At 70.7% G+C, this 18,436-nt stretch carries 16 protein-coding genes; 4 read left to right on the forward strand and 12 right to left on the reverse strand.

The window, feature by feature from the left end:
- Window positions 1-320: 320 nt before the first annotated feature.
- From malQ to P0Y48_11940, 4 genes are all read right to left on the reverse strand, one after another.
- Window positions 321-2,450: a 4-alpha-glucanotransferase gene (gene malQ / locus P0Y48_11925; GenBank protein ID WEK13160.1), complete on the reverse strand. Its 2,130-nt coding sequence runs from the start codon at window positions 2,448-2,450 to the stop codon at window positions 321-323.
- A gap of 61 nt (window positions 2,451-2,511) precedes the next feature.
- Window positions 2,512-3,831 carry a GAF domain-containing protein gene (locus P0Y48_11930; GenBank protein WEK13161.1) on the reverse strand — a complete coding sequence of 440 codons (1,320 nt, stop codon included), beginning with the start codon at window positions 3,829-3,831 and terminating at the stop codon, window positions 2,512-2,514.
- Window positions 3,832-3,939: 108 nt separating this feature from the next.
- Complete coding sequence (locus P0Y48_11935; GenBank protein ID WEK13162.1) at window positions 3,940-5,397, reverse strand: CCA tRNA nucleotidyltransferase; 1,458 nt, start codon at window positions 5,395-5,397, stop codon at window positions 3,940-3,942.
- A 23-nt stretch (window positions 5,398-5,420) separates the two neighbouring features.
- Window positions 5,421-6,980 (reverse strand): methyltransferase, encoded by a 1,560-nt coding sequence (locus P0Y48_11940; GenBank protein WEK13163.1) that lies wholly within the window; start codon window positions 6,978-6,980, stop codon window positions 5,421-5,423.
- Window positions 6,981-7,088: 108 nt separating this feature from the next.
- Between P0Y48_11940 and P0Y48_11945 the strand changes: the two genes are divergently transcribed.
- The 4 genes from P0Y48_11945 to trxA all read left to right on the forward strand — a co-directional run bounded on the left by P0Y48_11945 (window position 7,089) and on the right by trxA (window position 12,289).
- Window positions 7,089-9,197 (forward strand): DUF6049 family protein, encoded by a 2,109-nt coding sequence (locus P0Y48_11945; protein ID WEK13164.1) that lies wholly within the window; start codon window positions 7,089-7,091, stop codon window positions 9,195-9,197.
- Window positions 9,190-10,794 carry a murein biosynthesis integral membrane protein MurJ gene (gene murJ, locus P0Y48_11950; protein WEK13165.1) on the forward strand — a complete coding sequence of 535 codons (1,605 nt, stop codon included), beginning with the start codon at window positions 9,190-9,192 and terminating at the stop codon, window positions 10,792-10,794. The genes P0Y48_11945 and murJ overlap by 8 nt, the downstream gene beginning before the upstream one ends.
- Before the next feature lie 113 nt (window positions 10,795-10,907).
- A complete protein-coding gene (gene trxB, locus P0Y48_11955) occupies window positions 10,908-11,894 on the forward strand; it encodes a thioredoxin-disulfide reductase (GenBank protein WEK13166.1) in 987 nt (328 codons plus the stop codon).
- A gap of 71 nt (window positions 11,895-11,965) precedes the next feature.
- Window positions 11,966-12,289: a thioredoxin gene (trxA, locus tag P0Y48_11960; protein WEK13167.1), complete on the forward strand. Its 324-nt coding sequence runs from the start codon at window positions 11,966-11,968 to the stop codon at window positions 12,287-12,289.
- A gap of 69 nt (window positions 12,290-12,358) precedes the next feature.
- Here the strand turns inward: trxA and P0Y48_11965 are convergent, their stop codons facing one another.
- The 8 genes from P0Y48_11965 to rnpA all read right to left on the reverse strand — a co-directional run bounded on the left by P0Y48_11965 (window position 12,359) and on the right by rnpA (window position 18,424).
- On the reverse strand, window positions 12,359-12,697 hold the full coding sequence (locus P0Y48_11965) for a tryptophan synthase subunit alpha (GenBank protein WEK13168.1): 339 nt from the start codon (window positions 12,695-12,697) through the stop codon (window positions 12,359-12,361).
- Window positions 12,698-12,746: 49 nt separating this feature from the next.
- The gene (locus P0Y48_11970; GenBank protein WEK13169.1) at window positions 12,747-13,694 is read right to left on the reverse strand and encodes a ParB/RepB/Spo0J family partition protein; all 948 of its coding nucleotides are present in this window, start codon (window positions 13,692-13,694) and stop codon (window positions 12,747-12,749) included.
- Window positions 13,694-14,632: a ParA family protein gene (locus P0Y48_11975; GenBank protein WEK15073.1), complete on the reverse strand. Its 939-nt coding sequence runs from the start codon at window positions 14,630-14,632 to the stop codon at window positions 13,694-13,696. Before P0Y48_11975 ends, P0Y48_11970 begins: the two co-directional genes overlap by 1 nt.
- A gap of 769 nt (window positions 14,633-15,401) precedes the next feature.
- A complete protein-coding gene (gene rsmG / locus P0Y48_11980; GenBank protein WEK15074.1) occupies window positions 15,402-16,031 on the reverse strand; it encodes a 16S rRNA (guanine(527)-N(7))-methyltransferase RsmG in 630 nt (209 codons plus the stop codon).
- 19 nt (window positions 16,032-16,050) lie between these two features.
- Window positions 16,051-16,539 (reverse strand): DNA-binding protein, encoded by a 489-nt coding sequence (locus P0Y48_11985; GenBank protein WEK13170.1) that lies wholly within the window; start codon window positions 16,537-16,539, stop codon window positions 16,051-16,053.
- Window positions 16,540-16,559: 20 nt separating this feature from the next.
- Window positions 16,560-17,726, reverse strand: coding sequence for a membrane protein insertase YidC (gene yidC, locus P0Y48_11990; protein ID WEK15075.1), 1,167 nt, complete (start codon window positions 17,724-17,726; stop codon window positions 16,560-16,562).
- 6 nt (window positions 17,727-17,732) lie between these two features.
- A complete protein-coding gene (gene yidD, locus P0Y48_11995; GenBank protein ID WEK15076.1) occupies window positions 17,733-18,074 on the reverse strand; it encodes a membrane protein insertion efficiency factor YidD in 342 nt (113 codons plus the stop codon).
- Window positions 18,075-18,085: 11 nt separating this feature from the next.
- On the reverse strand, window positions 18,086-18,424 hold the full coding sequence (rnpA, locus tag P0Y48_12000; GenBank protein ID WEK13171.1) for a ribonuclease P protein component: 339 nt from the start codon (window positions 18,422-18,424) through the stop codon (window positions 18,086-18,088).
- Between the last annotated feature and the right edge of the window lie 12 nt (window positions 18,425-18,436).

Here is an 18,436-nt window from a genome sequence, read left to right on the forward strand (position 1 = left end):
CCTTCGACGACATGAGTCGCGGCAACTGTGCCGCGTTCGGATGTCGTCGAGGCTAGGTCGCGCCACGTTGCATCCCGTTGCGGTGCGTTTCGTCTCGGCTGCGCCTCGCTCAACGTCCGGGAGAGGAGGACGGCGGCGACACCCGGTCCCGTGTGGCCAACTCCTCCATTTCGGGCGCCGAAGGGCCGGATCCGGCGGTTTCGGCCCACACCGGCACCGAATCGAAGGAGTTGGCTACGCGACCGCCGAGTGACAGCGCCGCGACGACACCCGGTCGTTGAGCGAGGGAGCGCAGCGACCGAGACGAAACGCCGACGCCGCTAGATCGCCCGGTCGACCGCCGCGAGCAGCGACGCGAACCGCGCGTTCGCGGCGAGGTCGTCGAGGAGCACCGCGCGACCGGCGGAGTCGGCGAGTGGCACCTGCCAGTTGGGGTACTCCTTGTCGGTGCCCGGCTGGTTCTGCGTGCGCCGCTCACCGACGGCGTCGACGAGGGCGACCCCGAGCAGCACCGACGGCGATGCGGTGATCAGCAGGTTCAGCGCCTCGATCACCTGCTGCTCGCTGGGCGCCTGGTCGATGAGACCGCGCTCGCGGAGGAGCAAGAGCATCGCCGAACGTTCCTTCTCGGCATCCGCGAGCTCGTCCTCGACGGGGCGGGTGAGGAGGTGCAACCGCGCGCGCAGCGCGACGTGCTCGTCGGCGAGGTATCCCGCGGTGGGCGGCAGGTCGTGGGTGTTGACGGTCGCGAGGAGTGCCCGCCGGTAGTGCTCGGGCGGGCGGAAGCCGTCACCCTCGCGCTCGAACCACAGCACGCTCGTGCCGAGGATGCCGCGGGCGGCGAGGTAGTCGCGCACCCACGGTTCGACGTTGCCGAGGTCTTCGCCGATGAGCACGGCACCGGCCCGGTGGGCTTCCAGAGCGAGGACGCCGATCATGGCCTCGTGGTCGTAGCGGACGTACGTGCCGGCGCCCGCACCGAACCCCTCCGGAATCCACCACAGCCGGCACAGTCCGATGACGTGGTCGATCCGCAGCGCGCCGGCGTGACGGAGCAGGGTGCGGATCATGTCGCGCAGCGGCGCGTAGCCCGCCTCGGCCAGGGCCGCCGGCAGCCACGGCGGCTGGTTCCAGTTCTGACCCTGCTGGTTGTACATGTCCGGCGGGGCGCCCACCGTGATGCCGGGCGCGTACATGTCGTGGAGCGACCAGGCATCCGAGCCCTTCGTGTGCACGCCGACGGCGAGGTCGTGCATGACGCCGATCGCCATTCCGGATGCCAGGGCCGCGGCCTGCGCGTCACGTGCCTGACCGTCGGCGATCCACTGCAGCCACACGTGGAAGTCGACGCGCGCCGACAGCTCGGTGCGCAGCCGCGCGACGAGGGGGGAGCGGATGTCCCAGGCCTCGGCCGGTCGCTCCTCGCCCTCGTAGTGCTCTTCGAGGGCGCACCACAGGGCGAAGTCCTGGAGCGGCTGACCCTCGCGTTCGGTGAATGCGGCGAGGTCGGCGGCGCGTCCGGCGGAGCGCGGTGCCGCGTGGATCACCTCGAGCGCGCGCCGTTTCGCCGCCCACACGGCGTCGCGGTCGATGCGTGCGGCGTCGGTGTCGTCGGCGGCGACGGCGACGCGCGCGGCGTCGACGACGGCCCGGTCGGATGCCGTCAGGTACGCGGCCTCGCGGACGTCTTCGGGCCGCACGTACAGCGGGGCGAGGAAGCGACGGGTGGCGGGAAGGTACGGCGAGGGCTCGATGGGGCTCGTGACTTCCGCCGCGTGCAGCGGATTCACGAGCAGGAAGTCGGCGCCGCGTGCGCCGGCGATCGCGGCGAGGTCGCCCAGGTCGGCGAAGTCGCCCATGCCCCACGAGGCCCGCGAGCGCACCGAGTAGATCTGCGCCATGAGACCCCAGCCGCGCGACCGACCCGGGCGCGCGGGCGGGTCGGGCAGGCGCTCCGGCGTGATGACGAGGGGGCAGGATGCCGTGCGGTCGGCGTCGTCGTGGCCGAACGCGCGCTGGGCCGCGTGCAGGGTGTGCCACCCGAGCGGAAGGTCCGCGGGCAGGGGCACGTCGACGCGCCACACGAGCACACCGCCGACGAGTCGCGCCGCGGGGCGCTGCTCGGGGATGTGCAGCTCGCGCCACGACCCGTCTTCGAGGGCCACCGAGACGGTCACGTCGTGGCCGTCGGCGACGTGGACGGGCAGCACCCGCGCGCCGGGGCGGGTGACGTGGGAGGGCGGGAGCAGGCGACGCCACGGCGCTTCGTCGGCATCCGTCAGGGCGGCGGACACCGAGGCATCCGTTGCAGGATCGACGCCCATCGCCCGCAGCACCGTGCGGAGGGTGTCGGCGGGCACGGACACGCGGTCGCCGAAGAACGACCAGTACTCCGTCGCGATGCCGTGCGCCTCTGCGAGCGCGAGCAGTGCCGCGTGGTCGTCGGTCATGTCGGCTCCCTCCGTCACGGCCATCCTGCCACCCGCGGCGCACGGAACGGGGTGCAGCCGGTCACGCGTCGAGGCGCTCCAGGCGGGCGACCACCCCGGCGCGCTTGGGCGACCGGGCGGGCAGCATGCTCAGTGCGAGCCGCAGGGCCTCCGCGTCGTCGGCCCCGTCGTCGGTGTCGGCGTAGGCCAGCAGCACGTCCGCGGATGCCTCGGCCAGCAGCGCCTCGCGGAGCGCACCCCGAACCGACTCGCGGAACTCCTCCACACCCGGTGCGACCGACTCGGGGAGCACCCGGCCGCGGTAGGCGGCGAGCGCGACGCGGTGGGCGCCACGGTCGAGCAGCGAGACCACCTGGTGCGCGTCGGTCTCCAGGTCGACCGGCAACCGGTAGGGCCGCGACGTGGGCACGAGGTGGGGGGCCGTGCGTTCGAGCGCCTTGCGCAGCCGCACCATCTCGGGTCGGAGCGTGCCCTCGGCCTCTTCGCCGTAGACGAGTTCGGACAGCCGCTCCGACGACAGCCCCTGCCGGTGGACGGCGAGCATGAGGAGGATCTCGGCGTGGCGGGCCGAGAGCTCGGTCACCGATTCGCCGGTGTCGCCGGCCACTTCCAACAGGGCGCGGTCGCGTCCCAGCACCCGCAGGACGCTGCGTTCGGGGGCGCGCACCGGTGCGCGACGCACGGGGGGCGCGGCGGCGGGAGCGGCGGCGCGTGCACGCAGTCGCGCGACGAGCAGCTCGCCTTCGATCGCTCGCGCCGTCGCGTCGACGAGCAGCTGCGCCTGCGGGGTCGCGGCGTCGGCCCCCCCGGTCACGTCGATGACGCCCACGAGACGCCGGGTCTCGGGGTCGTGCAGGGGCGCGGCCGTGCACGACCAGGGCTGGACGAGCCGGTTGAAGTGCTCCGCGCCATGGATCTGCACCGAGCGGTCGAGGGCGAGCGCGGTGCCCGGAGCCGATGTGCCGACGGAGCGCTCCGACCAGTCCGCTCCCGCGACGAAACCCATGTCGCCGGTGAGCGCGCGCACGTGGCGGTCGCCCTCGACCCACAGCAGCCGGCCCGCGGCATCCCCGACGGCGACGATCACTCCCGAGTCGGCGTCGGGCGCGAGGAGGGCGCGCACCATCTCCATCGCCCCGGCGAGGGGGTGGGCGCTGCGGTAGGCCTCGAGCTCGTCTGCGCTGAGGTCGAGCGCCGGTGCTCCTTCGGCGCCGACCAGGAGGGCGAGGGAGCGACGCCACGATTCGCGGACGAGCGGTCGGACGTCGCCGAGCCGCGCGTCGCCGGGGTTGCCGCCCACGAGCTCCTCGTGCGCGCGCTCGATCAGCAGACGCGAGTTCTCGGGCGAGACCTCGCGGCGCGACGACCACGACGAGGGCACGGCGCTCCCTTCCGCGGTGAAGGAGTCCCCCGGGTGCGAGGGCGGGTGAGGACGAGTGCCCCCCAGTGTAGGTCGCCCCTCGCCTCTGCGGTCAGTCCCGTCGCGCGGTCAGTCCTGGTGCGACGTCCGGGCGGCCCACCACGCACGCAGGCGCTCTTCGGCATCCGCCGGCTCGAGGATGCCCTCGTCGAGGCGCAGGTCGAGGAGGAACCGGTAGGCCTGACCGACCTCCGGACCGGGACGGATGCCGAGCACCTCCTGGATGCGGTTGCCGTCGAGGGCGGGGCGCATCGCGTCGAGCTGCTCCTGCGCGGCCAGTTCGGCGATGCGGCGCTCGATGTCGTCGTACGCGGCGCGCAGCGTCGCCGCCTTGCGCTTGTTGCGGGTGGTGACGTCGGCGCGGGTGAGGATGTGGAGGCGTTCGAGCTCGGGTCCCGCATCGCGCACGTAGCGACGCACGGCCGAGTCGGTCCACACCCCTTCCGCGTAGCCGAAGAACCGCAGGTGCTGCTCGACGAGCTGGGTGACCGACGTGATCGTCGCGGCGTCGAAGCGCAGGGCGTTGAGGCGCTTCCTGGCCAGCCGCGCACCCTTCACGTCGTGATGGTGGAAGCTGACGCCCCCGCCGGGTTCGAGGCGCCGCGTCGCGGGCTTGCCGATGTCGTGGAGGAGGGCCGCGAGCCGCAGGGTGACGTCCGGCGCCGCGTCGGGATGCCGGGTGCGCTCCAACTCGATCGCCTGTCGCAGCACGGTGAGCGAATGCTCGTAGACGTCCTTGTGGTGGTGGTGCTCGTCGACTTCCAGCTGCAGTGCGGGAACTTCGGGCAGGAACTCGCCCGCGAGGCCGGTGTCGACCAGCAGCCGGATGCCGCGTACCGGATCGTCCGTCTGGAGCAGCTTCACGAGCTCCCCCTGCACCCGCTCGGCGCTGACGATGCGGAGCGTCTCGCGGAGGCGGGCCATGGCATCCACCGTCTCGGAAGCCACCGTGAAGCCGAGCTGCGAGGAGAAGCGGGCGGCGCGGAGCATGCGCAGCGGGTCGTCGCCGAAGCTCACCGACGGATCGGTGGGAGTGCGCAGCACGCCCGCGAGGAGGTCTTCGACACCGCTGGTGGGGTCGACGAGCGTCGGGCCCGGCACTCGCAGCGCCATCGCGTTGACGGTGAAGTCACGGCGCACGAGGTCCTGTTCGAGGGTGTCGCCGAACTCGACGGTCGGCTTGCGGGTCACGCCGTCGTAGCTGTCGGCGCGGTAGGTGGTGATCTCGACCTGTTCGGCCCGCCCGGTCTCGGGGTCGCGGATCTTGGCCCCGATGGTGCCGAAGTCACGTCCGACGTCCCACGTCGCCGTCGCGAGGGGCGCGACGATCCGGAGGATGTCGTCGGGCCGCGCGTTCGTCGTGTAGTCGAGGTCGTGGGTCTCGCGGCCGAGCAGCGCGTCGCGCACGGGGCCGCCGACGAGAGCCAGTTCGAAGCCTGCCGCGGCGAACGCGGCACCGAGCGCGGAGGTCACCGGCGAGTCGGCGAGCGCGCCGATGCGGGCGAGGCCCTCGGCCATGTTGAGCATGCGTCGAGCCTATCCGCGCGGCGTCACGCGAACGTCAGGAAGCCCGTGAAGACGAGCTCTCTCACCCGGGGCAGGAGGTCATCGCGGAGGGCCGCGGCATCCACTTCCAGGAGGTCGGCGATCGCGGCGACGAGCGGCCCGACGGCGAGGTCGCCGTCGCACGCACCGACGAGGGCCGCGAGCGCCGGATCCACCTCGATCGTGCGGGCGAACCCGCCGCCCTGACGCAGCTCGATGACGCTCGGGTCGGCCGCGCCGGGCAGGTGATGGCGCGCTTCTGTGACGTCGCCGGCGACGACCAGCTCGGATGCCGCGAGCGCGTCGTCGTCGAGCCGGCTCAGCCGGTGCCACGCGGACGTCGCGGCGAGGAGGTGGGGGCCGAGGGCGCCGGCGACGGGCTGAGCGATCCGCTCGTAGCGGGCGAGGGTGGGCGTGCCCGACGGCGGCCGGTGCAGCAGCAGGTAGCCGAAGCCGACGGCCGTGACGCCCCGGGCGGCGAAGTCGTCGAGCCACGCCTGCACGAGGGACTCGTACTCGGGGGTGCCCGCGACGGTTCCGCCGTCGCGCACCCACAGCTCGGCATACGCGAGCGGGTCGAGCCGCTCCCGCTCGACGACCCACGCGTCGAGGGCGACCGGCGAGGCGGCGACCCAGCCGCGGACACGGTCGAGGCCGTCCTCGTCGTCGCGGTACTCCCAGTTGCCGAGGAGCTGCGCCACCCCACCGGGGGCGAGCACGGTGCCCACCTGCGACACGAACGCGGCGACGAGCGCGTCGCCCGAGAAGCCGGCGTCGCGGTACTCGTACTCGGGCACCCCGGCGACGCGCGGGGTGATGACGAACGGCGGGTTGGAGACGACCCGCTCGAACTCCTCGCCCGCGACCGGCTCGAACAGGCTGCCGTGCCGGGTCTGGATGCCGGTCACGCCGTTGAGGAGCGCGTTGAGCTCGGTGAAGCGCAGCGCCCGCTCCGACACGTCGGTCGCGACGACCTCGTCGGCGTGGTGCCGCGCACGCAGCGCCTGGATGCCGCAGCCGGTGCCGATGTCGAGCACTCGCCCCACGGGGGCCGGCAGCTGGAGCCCGGCGAGCGTGAGCGACGCTCCGCCGACCCCGAGCACGTGACCGGTCGGGAGCACACCGCGGTGCGCCTGCGCCGTGAGCGCCGCCTCGTCGAGATCGCTCGCGATCCACCAGTGCCCCGCGCCCGCCTCGTCGGCGACGTCCTGCGGGCGGACGAGAGCGGCGGGCACGACGAGGCCCTCGTCGATCGTGGCGAGCCCCAGGGCGACCAGACCCGCCCCGCGGCAGGCGGGAAGGGCCGCGTCGACCAGATCGAGCGCGGTCGGGATGCCGAGGAACAGCAGTCGCGCCAGCACCGCCAGCGGGTCGGCGGCGGGATCTGCGGGTCGGGCGGCGAGCGCCGCGAGCGCCGGGGCGGTCAGCCCGTGTCCCACCGCCTCGTCCGCCAGCGGACCCCACGCCGCGCGCACCGCGTCGGCCGTGTAGCCGGCGGCGCGGAGGTCGGCGCCGAGCGCGGCGCAGCGGGTCGGATCGGGCTGCGGGTCGGTCACGGCATCCATTCAACCCCACCGGCAGCCCGCGTTTCGCGGCGCCGTCGAGGGGGCGCACAGCGGCGCGACCGTAGAATGCCACCAGTCGTGCGGTCATGGATCGCACACCCCGCTGCCATGACCATGACTCCTCCTGCCTCCGTGGCGCCCGACGCGCGGCGCCCGGGCGCGCGCACGCACCGGCTCGCCTCGACGTCGCGCATCGTCGCGGCGGCGGCCGCGGTGCTCCTCGGAGTTTCGGTGTCCGCGGGAGCGTTCGGCGCGCCGCCGTCCGCGGTGGCCGCCGACGTCGAGACCTCATCGGGGCTGGAGCTCCTCGTCGCTGCGGAGGGCGACGGTGTGGTCGGCGACGACGGCAGCCTGCGGGTGGCCCTGTCGATGGTGAATCAGACCGCCACGACCGTTCCGGCAGGCACGGCCGACATCTCCGTCGGCCGCGCGCCGCTGGCATCCCGCTCGGCCGTCTCCGCCTGGCTCGAGGGCACAAGGACGACGCGTCTGCGCGACGTGGGCACCGCGACGCTCGGCGCGGTGTCGTCGCTGTCCGCCGTCACCGCGACGACGGTCGTCGAGGTCGGCGACGACCTGGATCCCGGCGTGTACGCGCTGCGCGCGACCTCTCCGTCGCCACGAGGCACGCTCGTCTCGCGCGGCGTGTTCGTCGTCGGCGACGACGTCGACGGTGACATCGCCGTACTGGTGCCGATCACGGCGGGCCCCCTCGAGAACGGGCTGCTGTCCTCCGACGAGCTCGCCGAGCTGACCGCCCCCGGCGGCGGCCTGCGCGCACAGGTGGATGCCGTCACCGGCACGGCCGCGATCCTCGCCGTCGACCCCGCCGTCGTCGCCGCGATCCGCGTGCTCGGCACGACCGCCCCGCCGACGGCGACCGAGTGGCTCGACGACCTCCTCGCACTGCCGAACACACGGTTCGCGCTGCAGTTCGGCGACGCCGACCTGGCCGCCCAGTACGCCGCGGGGGTGACCGAACCGCTCACCGTGCCGACACTCGCACCCGCCATCGTCGCCGCGGGCGTCGACACCTCCACCCCGAGCCCCACGCCGACCCCCACCCCGACGCCCACCCCCGGGTCGGAGAGCCCGGTGACCGCCGACATGGCCGCGCTCACCGACATCGGCGACGCACGCGGCGACGTGTTCTGGCCCGCCGAGGGGACCGTCGACGCCGACCTCGTCGCGTCCCTCGGATCCCTCTCGCCCGAGGCGGTCACGATCGTGTCGTCGGCCGACGTCGGCGGCGAGGCCGGAGCCCGCGCCCGCGCCGGCGAGAGCGATCTTCTCGTGTACGACGCCGACGTGTCCGCCGCGCTGCGGACGGCTACCTCGGCCCCCCGGCGCATCGACCGGACGGCGGCGCTGGCCACGGCATCCGCCTACGCGTCGTTCGCCGACGCCGACGCCGACCTGCTCGTCACCGTCGGGCGCTCCGACGACCGGACGCTCCCCTCCCTCCGCGCTGCCGTGCGCGCGGCCGTGCGCCTCGACGACCGGGATGCCGTCAGCCTCACCGCGGTGCACACCGGCACCGCGGAGGCCGTGACGGTCGGGCGCGGCGCACCGGACGCGGACCGCGTCGCGGCGGTGGAGCGGTTCCTCGACGATGAGAAGGACCTGGCGGAGTTCGCCACGATCCTCGCCGACCCGACGGTGCTGACAGCGACGGAGCGGGCCGCCGTGCTGCAGCTGCTCGGCAACGGGTGGGTGGGGCATCCCGACGCGTGGCGCGTCGCGGTCGAGGACCACCTCGACGAGACGGCCGCGACGCTCGATGCCGTGGCGATCGTGCCCTCGCCCGACATCAACCTCCTCGGTTCCAGCGCCCCCCTCACCTTCTCCGTCCGCAACGACCTGCCGTGGCCGGCGACCCTCGTGCTCCTCGCCGAGCCGAACGACCCGCGCCTCGTCGTACAGAATCGGATCGAGGTCGCCGCGGGCGCCGCGCAGACCACGCGCGTCGACGTGCCCGTCCAGGCCCGGGTGGGAAGCGGCGAGTCCAGCCTCGACCTCGAGCTGCGCAGCCCCACGATGGTGCCGATCGGCACGACGACGACCGTCGTCGTCTCGGTGCAGGCGGAGTGGGAGAGCGTCGGCATCGCCGTCATGGCCGTGCTCGTGGGAACCTTCCTCGTACTCGGGATCGTGCGCACCGTCCTGCGCCTGCGCCGTAGGGCCGCTCCCCGCAGCGACGGGAGAGCCGATGGCTAGCCTCGGCCGGGCGAGCGCCCTCGTCGGCGCCGGCACGCTCGTGTCGCGCATCACGGGACTCGTCCGCAACATCGTGCTCGCCGCCGCCGTCGGTGTCGTCATGGCCGGCGCGGGCGACGCGTTCGCTATCGCCAACCAGCTCCCCAACAGCATCTACGCGCTGATCTCGTCGGGATTGCTCGCCGGCGTCGTCGTGCCGCAGATCGTGTCCGCCGTGCGCACCCACGACGACCGCGGCAGCGCGTTCGTGTCGAAGCTCCTCACCCTCGGCGTGATCGCCCTCGGCGCCGTCGCCGTGGTGGCGGTCATCGCTGCGCCGCTGCTCGTGCAGCTGTACGGCGCGGCGCTCCCGCCCGCGACCCAGGCGCTGACGCTCGCCCTGGCCTACTGGTGCCTGCCGCAGCTCTTCTTCTACGGCCTGTATGCCCTCGTGGGCGAAGTGCTCAACGCGCGCCGCATCTTCGGTCCGTACGCGTGGTCGCCGATCGTGAACAACATCGTCTCGATCATCGGGTTCGGGGCGTTCATCTGGATCTTCGGACCGCAGCGCTCCGCGATCGGCTGGACCCCCGAGATGGTCGCGCTGCTCGGCGGCACCGCCACCCTCGGCATCGTGCTGCAGGCCGGCATCCTTCTGCTGTTCTGGCGACGCGCGGGCCTGCAGGTGCGCCCCGACTTCCGCTGGCGCGGGATCGGCCTGCGCCACATCGGCCGCCTCGCCGGGTGGACCTTCCTCATGGTCATCGTGGGGCAGCTCGCCGCGCTCGTGCAGGTGCGGTCGGTGGGCGCCGCGTCCGAGGCGGCCGCGGCCGTCGCGTCGATGCAGACCGCGTGGCTGCTGTTCATGCTGCCGTTCTCGGTGATCGTCGTCTCCCTCGGCACCCCGTACTACACGCAGCTCAGCGAGCACGTCGCGGAGGGACGAACGGATGCCGTCACCGCCGACCTCGCCGCGCTGACGCGCACGATCGGCGTGTTCATGGTCGGCATCCTCGTGGCGATGATCGTCGCCGCCGTGCCCCTCGCCCGCATCTTCACCGACGACCCCGAGGGCGCCGTGTCGCTCGCGTGGGTGCTGGCCGCGTACCTCGTCGCCCTGCTGCCGCTGTCGTTCCAGTTCGGCCTCCAGCGCACCTTCTACGCCCTGCGCGACACGCGCACCCCGTTCTTCTACACGCTGGTCCAGGCGATCCTCGTCGTCGCGACGGCTCTCATCGCCTCCGCGACCCTTCCCGTGCAGTGGCTCGCGGTCGGCATCGCGCTGGGTCAGTCCTCGGCCAACATCGTCCAGTTCGCCCTCGCGATCGTTCTCCTCCGCCGCAAGCTCGGCCGCCCGCTGGGGCTCGGCGGGGCCGTCCGCTCCGTGGTGCGATTCCTCCTGGCCGCGATCCCCGCCGCAGGCGCCGGGTGGCTGACGTTCGAGCTGCTGGGCGGCGTCGCCGGCTGGCCGGCATCCGATCGGTTCGCGGGGTTCCTCGCGGCCGCGATCATCGGCGCCGTCACCCTCCTCGTGTACGTCGTGTTCCTCGCGATCCTGCGCGCTCCAGAGCTGCAGACGGCCCTGCGGGCGGTGCGCCGCTTCCTCCCCGGGCGCTGACCCGCATCCGCCCCGCGAACGCGCCGCCGACGCCCAGGCTGCGGGAATGTCCCGCGGCTACCATGGGTTGAATGTGCCGGGGCCATTCGCCCCGCTGAGGAAGGGACACAGACGTGCGGCAGGTCATCATCATCGGATCGGGTCCGGCGGGATACACCGCGGCGATCTACGCCGCCCGCGCCAACCTCGAACCGCTGCTCATCGCCAGCTCGGTCGAGGCCGGCGGCGAGCTCATGAACACGACCGAGGTCGAGAACTTCCCCGGGTTCCCCGAGGGCATCATGGGCCCCGACCTCATGACGAAGATGCAGGAGCAGGCCGAGCGCTTCGGCACCGAGGTCGTCTACGACGACGTCACCGAGGTCGACTTCTCCGGCCGCGTCAAGAAGATCACGCTGGGCTCGGGTGCCACGCACGAAGCGGATGCCATCGTCTATGCGACCGGGTCCGCACCGCGCAAGATCGGCATCGAGGGCGAGGCGCGGCTCTCCGGTCACGGCGTCTCGTACTGCGCCACGTGTGACGGATTCTTCTTCCGCGAGCGCGTCATCGCCGTCGTCGGCGGCGGCGACTCCGCGATGGAGGAGGCCACCTTCCTCACGAAGTTCGCGTCGAAGGTCTACGTCATCCACCGTCGCGAAGAGCTGCGTGCGTCGAAGATCATGCAGGAGCGCGCCTTCGCGAACGAGAAGATCGAGTTCGTGTGGAACAGCGCCGTGGTCGACGTCCTCGGTGAGGATGCCGTCACCGGCGTCGTCCTCGAAGACACCACCGACGGCTCGCGTCGTGAACTGGCGCTCGACGGCCTGTTCGTCGCGATCGGCAACGACCCGCGCACGCACCTCGTCCACGGCACGCTCGACCTCACCGAGCACGGCACGATCTGGGTCGACGGCCGCTCGTCGCGCACGTCGGTGCCCGGCGTGTTCGCCGCGGGCGACGTCATCGACCCGACGTACCGCCAGGCGGTCACTGCCGCCGGCAGCGGAACCGTCGCGGCCCTCGACGTGGAGCACTACCTGGCATCCCTCGCCGACGCCGGGGCCCCCGCCGTCGACGCGTCGCCGATCGACGGTCTCCCCGAGGCCGCCGTCGCCTGAACCCCGCCCGAGGAACAAACGAGCGACGTCGCGCGTTTCACCGATAGACAGCTTCCTAAGGAGACACTGACATGACCGCAAAGGCCACCAACGAGAGCACCTGGCAGCAGGATGTCATCGACGCAGAGGGCCCCATCCTCGTGGACTTCTGGGCCGAGTGGTGTGGTCCGTGTCGCATGGTCGGACCGATCCTCGACGAGATCCAGTCCGAGAACGGCGACAAGATCACGGTCCTCAAGCTCAACGTCGACGAGAACCCGAACCTCGCCATGAAGTACCAGATCACCTCGATCCCGGCGATGAAGGTGTTCAACAAGGGTGAGGTCGAGAAGACGATCATCGGCGCGAAGCCGAAGTTCGCCCTCGAGCAGGACCTCGCCGCCTACATCGGCTGAACCCAGACGTACGGAAGCCCCGGTTGGATCTCTGATCTGACCGGGGCTTTCTGTTGCGGGCAGTGAGGGTCAGGAGGCTTCGCGCACCGACGCGTCCCACGCGCGGTGCGGCTCGCTCCCGAGCAGCCGCCAGACAGCGCGCGTGAGCGGCGGGTACTCCATGGCGATCTGGCGCAGCACGCGATAGTTGCGGGCGGCCGTGGGACGCACTCCGCCGTCCGAGGCGATGTTCTCGGCGCGGAGCGTGAGGACGACGAGTTCGTCGACCGAGGGGAGATCTTCCATGAACTCCCACGGGTCCTGCCCATCGCGCAGCCGCTCCTCGATGAGCACCGAGAGCTCGTCGCCCGCCTCGGCGCGCAACAGCTCCAGGCTGGCGCGGCGTGGAACGCGGGGGTCGTCGGTCACCTATCCAGGGTACGACCCATGGACGGCGCCGGCGCGTCCCGAGGATTTCTCAGAAGGATCCGTACTCGGTCTCGCCGAGTTCCGCGAGAATGCGGTTGAGATCCTGAATGGTGGCGAAATCGATGTTGATCTGGCCTTTTTTCGCGTTCAAAGAGATCTTCACCGTCGTGTTGAGTCGGTCGCCGAGCCGCTGGGCGACGTCATCCAGGTGGGCGCGACGGGCGCCGGCCTTCGGAGCGACGCGACGCGGACCGGCATCCGGAGCCTTCGAGGCGGCCTCCGCCGCGCGCACCGAGAGGTCTTCGTTGACGATCTTGTCGGCGAGGCGCTGCATGGCCTCCGCGTCGTCGAGCGACAGGATCGCACGAGCGTGACCGGCGCTGAGGACACCGGCCGCGACCCGCTGCTGCACGGGTACCGGCAGGCGCAGGAGGCGGATCGTGTTACTGATCTGCGGACGCGAGCGACCGATGCGGGTGGCGAGTTCCTCCTGCGTGATGCCGAAGTCGTCGAGCAGCTGCTGATAAGCGGACGCCTCTTCGAGCGGATTGAGCTGTGAGCGGTGGAGGTTCTCGAGGAGCGCGTCGCGCAAGAGGTTCTCGTCCGACGTGTCGCGGACGATCGCCGGGATGGACGTGAGCCCCGCTTCGCGGGACGCCCTCGTCCGTCGCTCACCCATGATGAGCTCGTACTTGCCGTCTTCGTTGGTACGCACGACGACGGGCTGCAGCACGCCGAACTCACGGACGCTGTGGACGAGCTCGGCCAGATCGTCCGCGTCGAAGTGCGTGCGCGGCTGACGGGGGTTCGGAACGATGTCGTGAGGATCGATCTCGATGAGGCGCGTGCCCGGGATGGCCAGCAGCTCCGCGGTCTCCTCCTCGACGACAGCCGAGGGTGCACCCGGGAAGAACACGTCGACCGGACGCGCCTCGGAACTCTCCGCCGTGGGGATCAGCGCGCCGATGCCGCGGCCGAGACCAGTTCGCTTCGCCATCAGGTGGTCTCCTCGTCGTTGTGCTGATGTCCGCGCCGGGCGATCTCCACGGCTGCTTCGCGATAGGCCACGGCGCCGGCTGACGCCCCATCGTAGGCGATGACGGTCTGCCCGAAGCTCGGAGCCTCCGAGACACGCACGGAACGCGGGATGACGGTCGCGAGCACCTCTCGCGGGAAGTGCGAACGCACCTCGTCGGCGACCTGCTGGGCCAGCCGTGTCCGGCCGTCGTACATGGTCAGAAGGATCGTCGACAGGTGCAGGCGCGGGTTGAGGTGCTTCTGGATCATCCGCACGCTGCCGAGAAGCTGGCTGAGGCCCTCGAGGGCGTAGTACTCGCACTGAATGGGGATCATGAGCTCGTCGGCGGCGGTGAAAGCGTTGATCGTCAGCAGGCCGAGCGACGGCGGGCAGTCCACGATGACGAACTGCGGAGGCTGTTCGGCCGTCGCGAGGTAGTCCTCCAGCGCCGTGCGTAGGCGGTGCTCACGCGCCACCTGCGAGACGAGCTCGATCTCCGCGCCCGCGAGGTGGATGGTCGACGGAGCGCAGAGCAGGAGGTCGGACTCCGGACTCGTCTGCACGATGTCGGCGAGCGGGAACTCATCGATCAGCACGTCGTACACGCTGGGGATGTCGGCCGTGTGCGGCACACCGAGCGCCGTCGAGGCGTTGCCCTGCGGGTCGAGGTCCACCACCAGCACACGCGCGCCCAGGGATGCCAGGGCCGATGCGATGTTGACGGTTGTGGTCGTCTTCCCCACGCCGCCCTTCTGGTTCGAGACCGTGATGATCCGGGCGGGACCGGTGAAGTCGACCTCCACGCCCTCCAGCGCCTTTCGGCGAGACGTCAGATCGGCGAGCTCGCGCGCGATCGGACTGTCATCGAAGGAGAAGGGTGCGGAGGACGTCGAGTTCTCCAGATCCGGCACCTGCATCTCCTGTCGTTCGGGGACCATCCCACTGTAGTCGAGCCCACCCCCACCGGATGCCGTGCGCCGTTTCACGTGAAACATCGGATCCTGGCTGTACGTGTGGAAGAGGCGGTGTGCGGTCATTCACCCATGTTCGGCCTCTGCCATCGCCGCCGTGGCGTGAGCGCGGCTCGAACGGAGCGTGGTGAGCGATGTTTCACGTGAAACATCGAGCCATGCCGCTCACCAGCCGGAGATTGGGACTTGTCTGTCGACCCGCGCAGCGGTGCCCAGGGGAAGCGTTCCCGCACCCGTCACCCCCCTGACAGCCCGCAGTCCTCCGCGCGTTCGGATGCGCGCCATGTGTCGCGAGCCCGCGCGGGCGCAGACAGGCTCGGGCAGGGAACACTGTTCCACGTAAAACTCTGGTTCCAGGTACTCAGTCCCTGACCGGAATCCGGTTCACACTCCTCCGCTCGAAGGTGAGTTCCCGTAGCGATGTTTCACGTGAAACATCCGGCGAGCACACTTCGCGCTCCTGCGTTGGCACTACGTCGCCGACCCAGCGCTGGGCGCGCACATCGCGCACTCGGCACTCTTTGCGATGTCCCATGCGTGAGGGCTCCGACGCGCTCGTCCTCCTGCAAATGAAGCAGCCCAGATCGGTGCGACTCTTCTGGGACCGAGGGCTCACGGCTTCCGAGTCCCCAGAAAGACCTACAGCAAGAGGCGGCCAACGGGCCTCGTGTGATGTTTCACGTGAAACATCGAGGAGGGCAGTGAGGAGGGCGGTTCAGCGCACGGTCGCGCGGATGACGCGCGTCGGTTCCTCGATAACGCCCTCACCAATGGGTTCCACGCGGACATTGGTCAAGCGGTACCTACGAATGACCTTCTCGGCCGCGTCGATCTCATTCGCGGCGTTGGCACCCTTGAGAAGCACCAGCTCTCCGCCGTCACGTACCAGGGGTGCCACCAGCGGAACGAGGGTGCGCAGGGCGCTCACCGCGCGTGCGGTGACGGCATCCAGCACCGGGCCGCGCTTCCAGTCCTCAGCCCGCGCTCGTACGACCTCGACGTTGGACAGACCCAATGCCGCGACCTGTTCGTCCAGCCACGCCACACGACGTTCCATCGGCTCGATGAGCACCCATTCCACGTCGGGTCGCGCGATCGCCAACACGAGGCCGGGAAGACCTGCACCGGACCCAATGTCACCGACGCGGGCTCCGGGCGCGAAGAGCGGAGCCGCGACCGCGCTGTTCAGGATGTGACGCGTCCAGAGCCGCGGCGGCTCCAGGGGTCCGATCAAGCCGCGCTCTTCGCCGTGCTCACCGAGTGCCGCGGTGAAAGCCCGCGCCACGTCAAGGCGATCACCGAAGACGAGCGCCGCGGATGCCGGCTCCGGCTCGATCTCGATCATCGATGTTTCACGTGAAACATCAGCCACGGCGGATGACCGTGTGGCGGTCGGCACCTTCGCCGTACGACTCGGAAACGAATCCACGCTCGGCGACGACATCGTGCACGAGCTTTCGCTCGTAGCTCGACATCGCCGGCAGTGATGCCTGCGAGGCACCGTCCTCGATACGCTCGATGGCGCGGTCGACCAGCTTCTCGAGCTGCTGCTGCCGCGCGTCGCGCGAGCCGCCGATGTCGAGGATGAGGCGCGAGAAGCGGCCCGTCTTCGCCTGCACCGCGATGCGGACGAGCTCCTGGAGCGCCTGCACGGTGTCGGGGGAGGAGAGCAGCCGAAGCGACGCTTCGTCGTCGTTCTCCACCGTCACGTACGCGCGACCGGCCCGCACGTCGAGAGCAAGGTCTCCGTCGATGTCGGCGATGTCGAGCAGCGCCTCGAGGTAGTCAGCGGCGATGTCGCCTTCCTCCTCGAGCTGCGCAACGGTGGCGGTGGACTCGGTGGCGCTGGTCATGGTGTTCCTCAGTGGCTCAATCAGGCCGGGTTCTTCGGCGTGGACGGGTCTTCGGGATCGCCGGGCTTCGACGACTCGGGCTTCGAAGGCTTCGGCGACTCGTCGGGCTTCTTCTGCTGCGACTGCTTCTTCGCGCGCTGCTTACCCATGGGCTGCTGACGCTTCGGAGCTTGCTCCTTGGCACGCTGAGCCTCTTCATAGAGGCGCTGCTGCTCGGCCTGGTACTTCTCGAGCGGGATGATCTTGCCCTGCGCATCGAGGGCTTTGCCCTTGCGGGCGAGGCGCTCCTCGCGGGCCTTGGCGGCCTCGGATCCGGGCGTCGGGAGGTTACGGATCACGAGGAACTGCTGCACCATCGTCCAGATGTTGCTCGTGAACCAGTACAGGACGACACCGAGGGGGAAGAAGACGCCGGAGAAGATGAAGGCAAGCGGGAGGACGTAGAGCATGATGCGCTGCATCTGGTACGCCTGGCCGGTCTTGGCCTCGGGGGAGAGGTTCTTCGAGATGATCTGAAGCTGCGTGAAGAACTGCGACGCGATCATCAGCACGACGAGGATCACGAGGATCACAACGGTCGCCGTCTGACCGAGGCCGATGGCCTCCATCATGTTGGTGTGAAGCGGCGCCACCCCGAAGAGCTGCGCGTCGTAGAACTGCTTCGTCAGGTCGGCGTTCAACAGGCCGACACCGCCGACGCCCCACTCGGCGTGCCGCTTGACGTCACTCAGCGTGTAGAACATGCCGAGGAGGATCGGCATCTGGACCAACAGCGGCAGACAGCTCGATACGGGCGTCGTACCGTGCTTCTTGTACAGCGCCATGGTCTCGCGGCTCATCGCCTCACGAGAGAGCTGATCCTTCTTGCCGCGGTACTTCTCCTGAACTTTTCGCAGTTCAGGAGCAATTTCCATCATCTTGCGCTGACTCTTGATCTGTCGCACGAAGAGCGGGATGAGCGCGGAGCGCACCACGATGACGAGACCGATGATCGACAGCACCCACGTGAGCCCGGCGTCGGCTTCCATGCCCAGGGTCGTGAACACCCAGTGCCAGAACACGAGGATCGTCTCGACGATCCACTTGAACGGCCACATGATGGCGCTGAAGAAGTCGAGACCGTCCGCCGGCGGAGCGGTGGTCGGGGTCGGCACGGCCGGCGTCGGGGTCGCGGCGAAGAGATCCAGCAAGGATCAGTCCTTTCTCGGGTGCACGACGAAGCCGTGCGGAGTGAGGCGGTGTCGGAAGTGCGCATGCGCGGGAACGTCGTCGATCCCGCCCTGAGCCCAGGGGTGGCAGCGGGCGAGTCGCGCGGCGGTGAGCGCGGCGCCCTTGAGAGCGCCGTGTTGCTGGACCGCACCGACCGCGTACGCAGAGCACGAGGGGTAGTACTTGCAGACGTCGCCGTACGTGTGCGAGATCGTCGCGCGGTAGGCGTGCAGCGCGGCGAGCACGATGTTCCGGGGCAACAGCGTCACGAATCCGAGCGGATCGGATGCCGTCAGCCGGCCCTCGCCCAGCGCATAGGACGGCAGCGTCGACGTGCTCACGCGAGTGCCTTCCTGCTCAGGCACCGCACCACTTCGTCCCTCAGGGACGGAAAGGTCGCGGTCGCCGAGCCCGGGAGGGCACGGATGACGATGTCTGCGCCGTCACGAACCGACGGAAGCGCCTCAGCGCAGACCGCCTTGAGTCGACGACGAACGGTATTGCGGGTCACGGCCGAGCCGACCTGCTTGCTGACGATGAAGCCGAATCGCGCCGGGCGGTCCTCACCGGAACTCACGACGTAGGTCACCGTCAGCGCACCGGCGCACCGGGCACCCCCGCGGACGACGGCCTTGTACTCCGCTCCGCGGGTGATGCGGTTCCCGCGCGCCAGCACCGGTATGTCAGG

It is taken from the genome of Candidatus Microbacterium phytovorans (assembly GCA_029202445.1).
Classification (GTDB): domain Bacteria; phylum Actinomycetota; class Actinomycetes; order Actinomycetales; family Microbacteriaceae; genus Microbacterium; species Microbacterium phytovorans.

Excerpts from the sequence above, each read along its gene's own strand:
- P0Y48_11970 (WEK13169.1), bottom strand. The coding sequence starts at position 13,694 with ATGGCGAAGCGAACTGGTCTCGGCCGCGGCATCGGCGCGCTGATCCCC.
- P0Y48_11935 (WEK13162.1), bottom strand. The coding sequence starts at position 5,397 with ATGCTCAACATGGCCGAGGGCCTCGCCCGCATCGGCGCGCTCGCCGAC.
- malQ (WEK13160.1), bottom strand. The coding sequence starts at position 2,450 with ATGACCGACGACCACGCGGCACTGCTCGCGCTCGCAGAGGCGCACGGC.
- P0Y48_11940 (WEK13163.1), bottom strand. The coding sequence starts at position 6,980 with ATGGATGCCGTGACCGACCCGCAGCCCGATCCGACCCGCTGCGCCGCG.
- P0Y48_11985 (WEK13170.1), bottom strand. The coding sequence starts at position 16,539 with ATGACCAGCGCCACCGAGTCCACCGCCACCGTTGCGCAGCTCGAGGAG.
- P0Y48_11975 (WEK15073.1), bottom strand. The coding sequence starts at position 14,632 with ATGCAGGTGCCGGATCTGGAGAACTCGACGTCCTCCGCACCCTTCTCC.
- murJ (WEK13165.1), top strand. The coding sequence starts at position 9,190 with ATGGCTAGCCTCGGCCGGGCGAGCGCCCTCGTCGGCGCCGGCACGCTC.
- rsmG (WEK15074.1), bottom strand. The coding sequence starts at position 16,031 with ATGATCGAGATCGAGCCGGAGCCGGCATCCGCGGCGCTCGTCTTCGGT.
- P0Y48_11945 (WEK13164.1), top strand. The coding sequence starts at position 7,089 with ATGACCATGACTCCTCCTGCCTCCGTGGCGCCCGACGCGCGGCGCCCG.
- trxA (WEK13167.1), top strand. The coding sequence starts at position 11,966 with ATGACCGCAAAGGCCACCAACGAGAGCACCTGGCAGCAGGATGTCATC.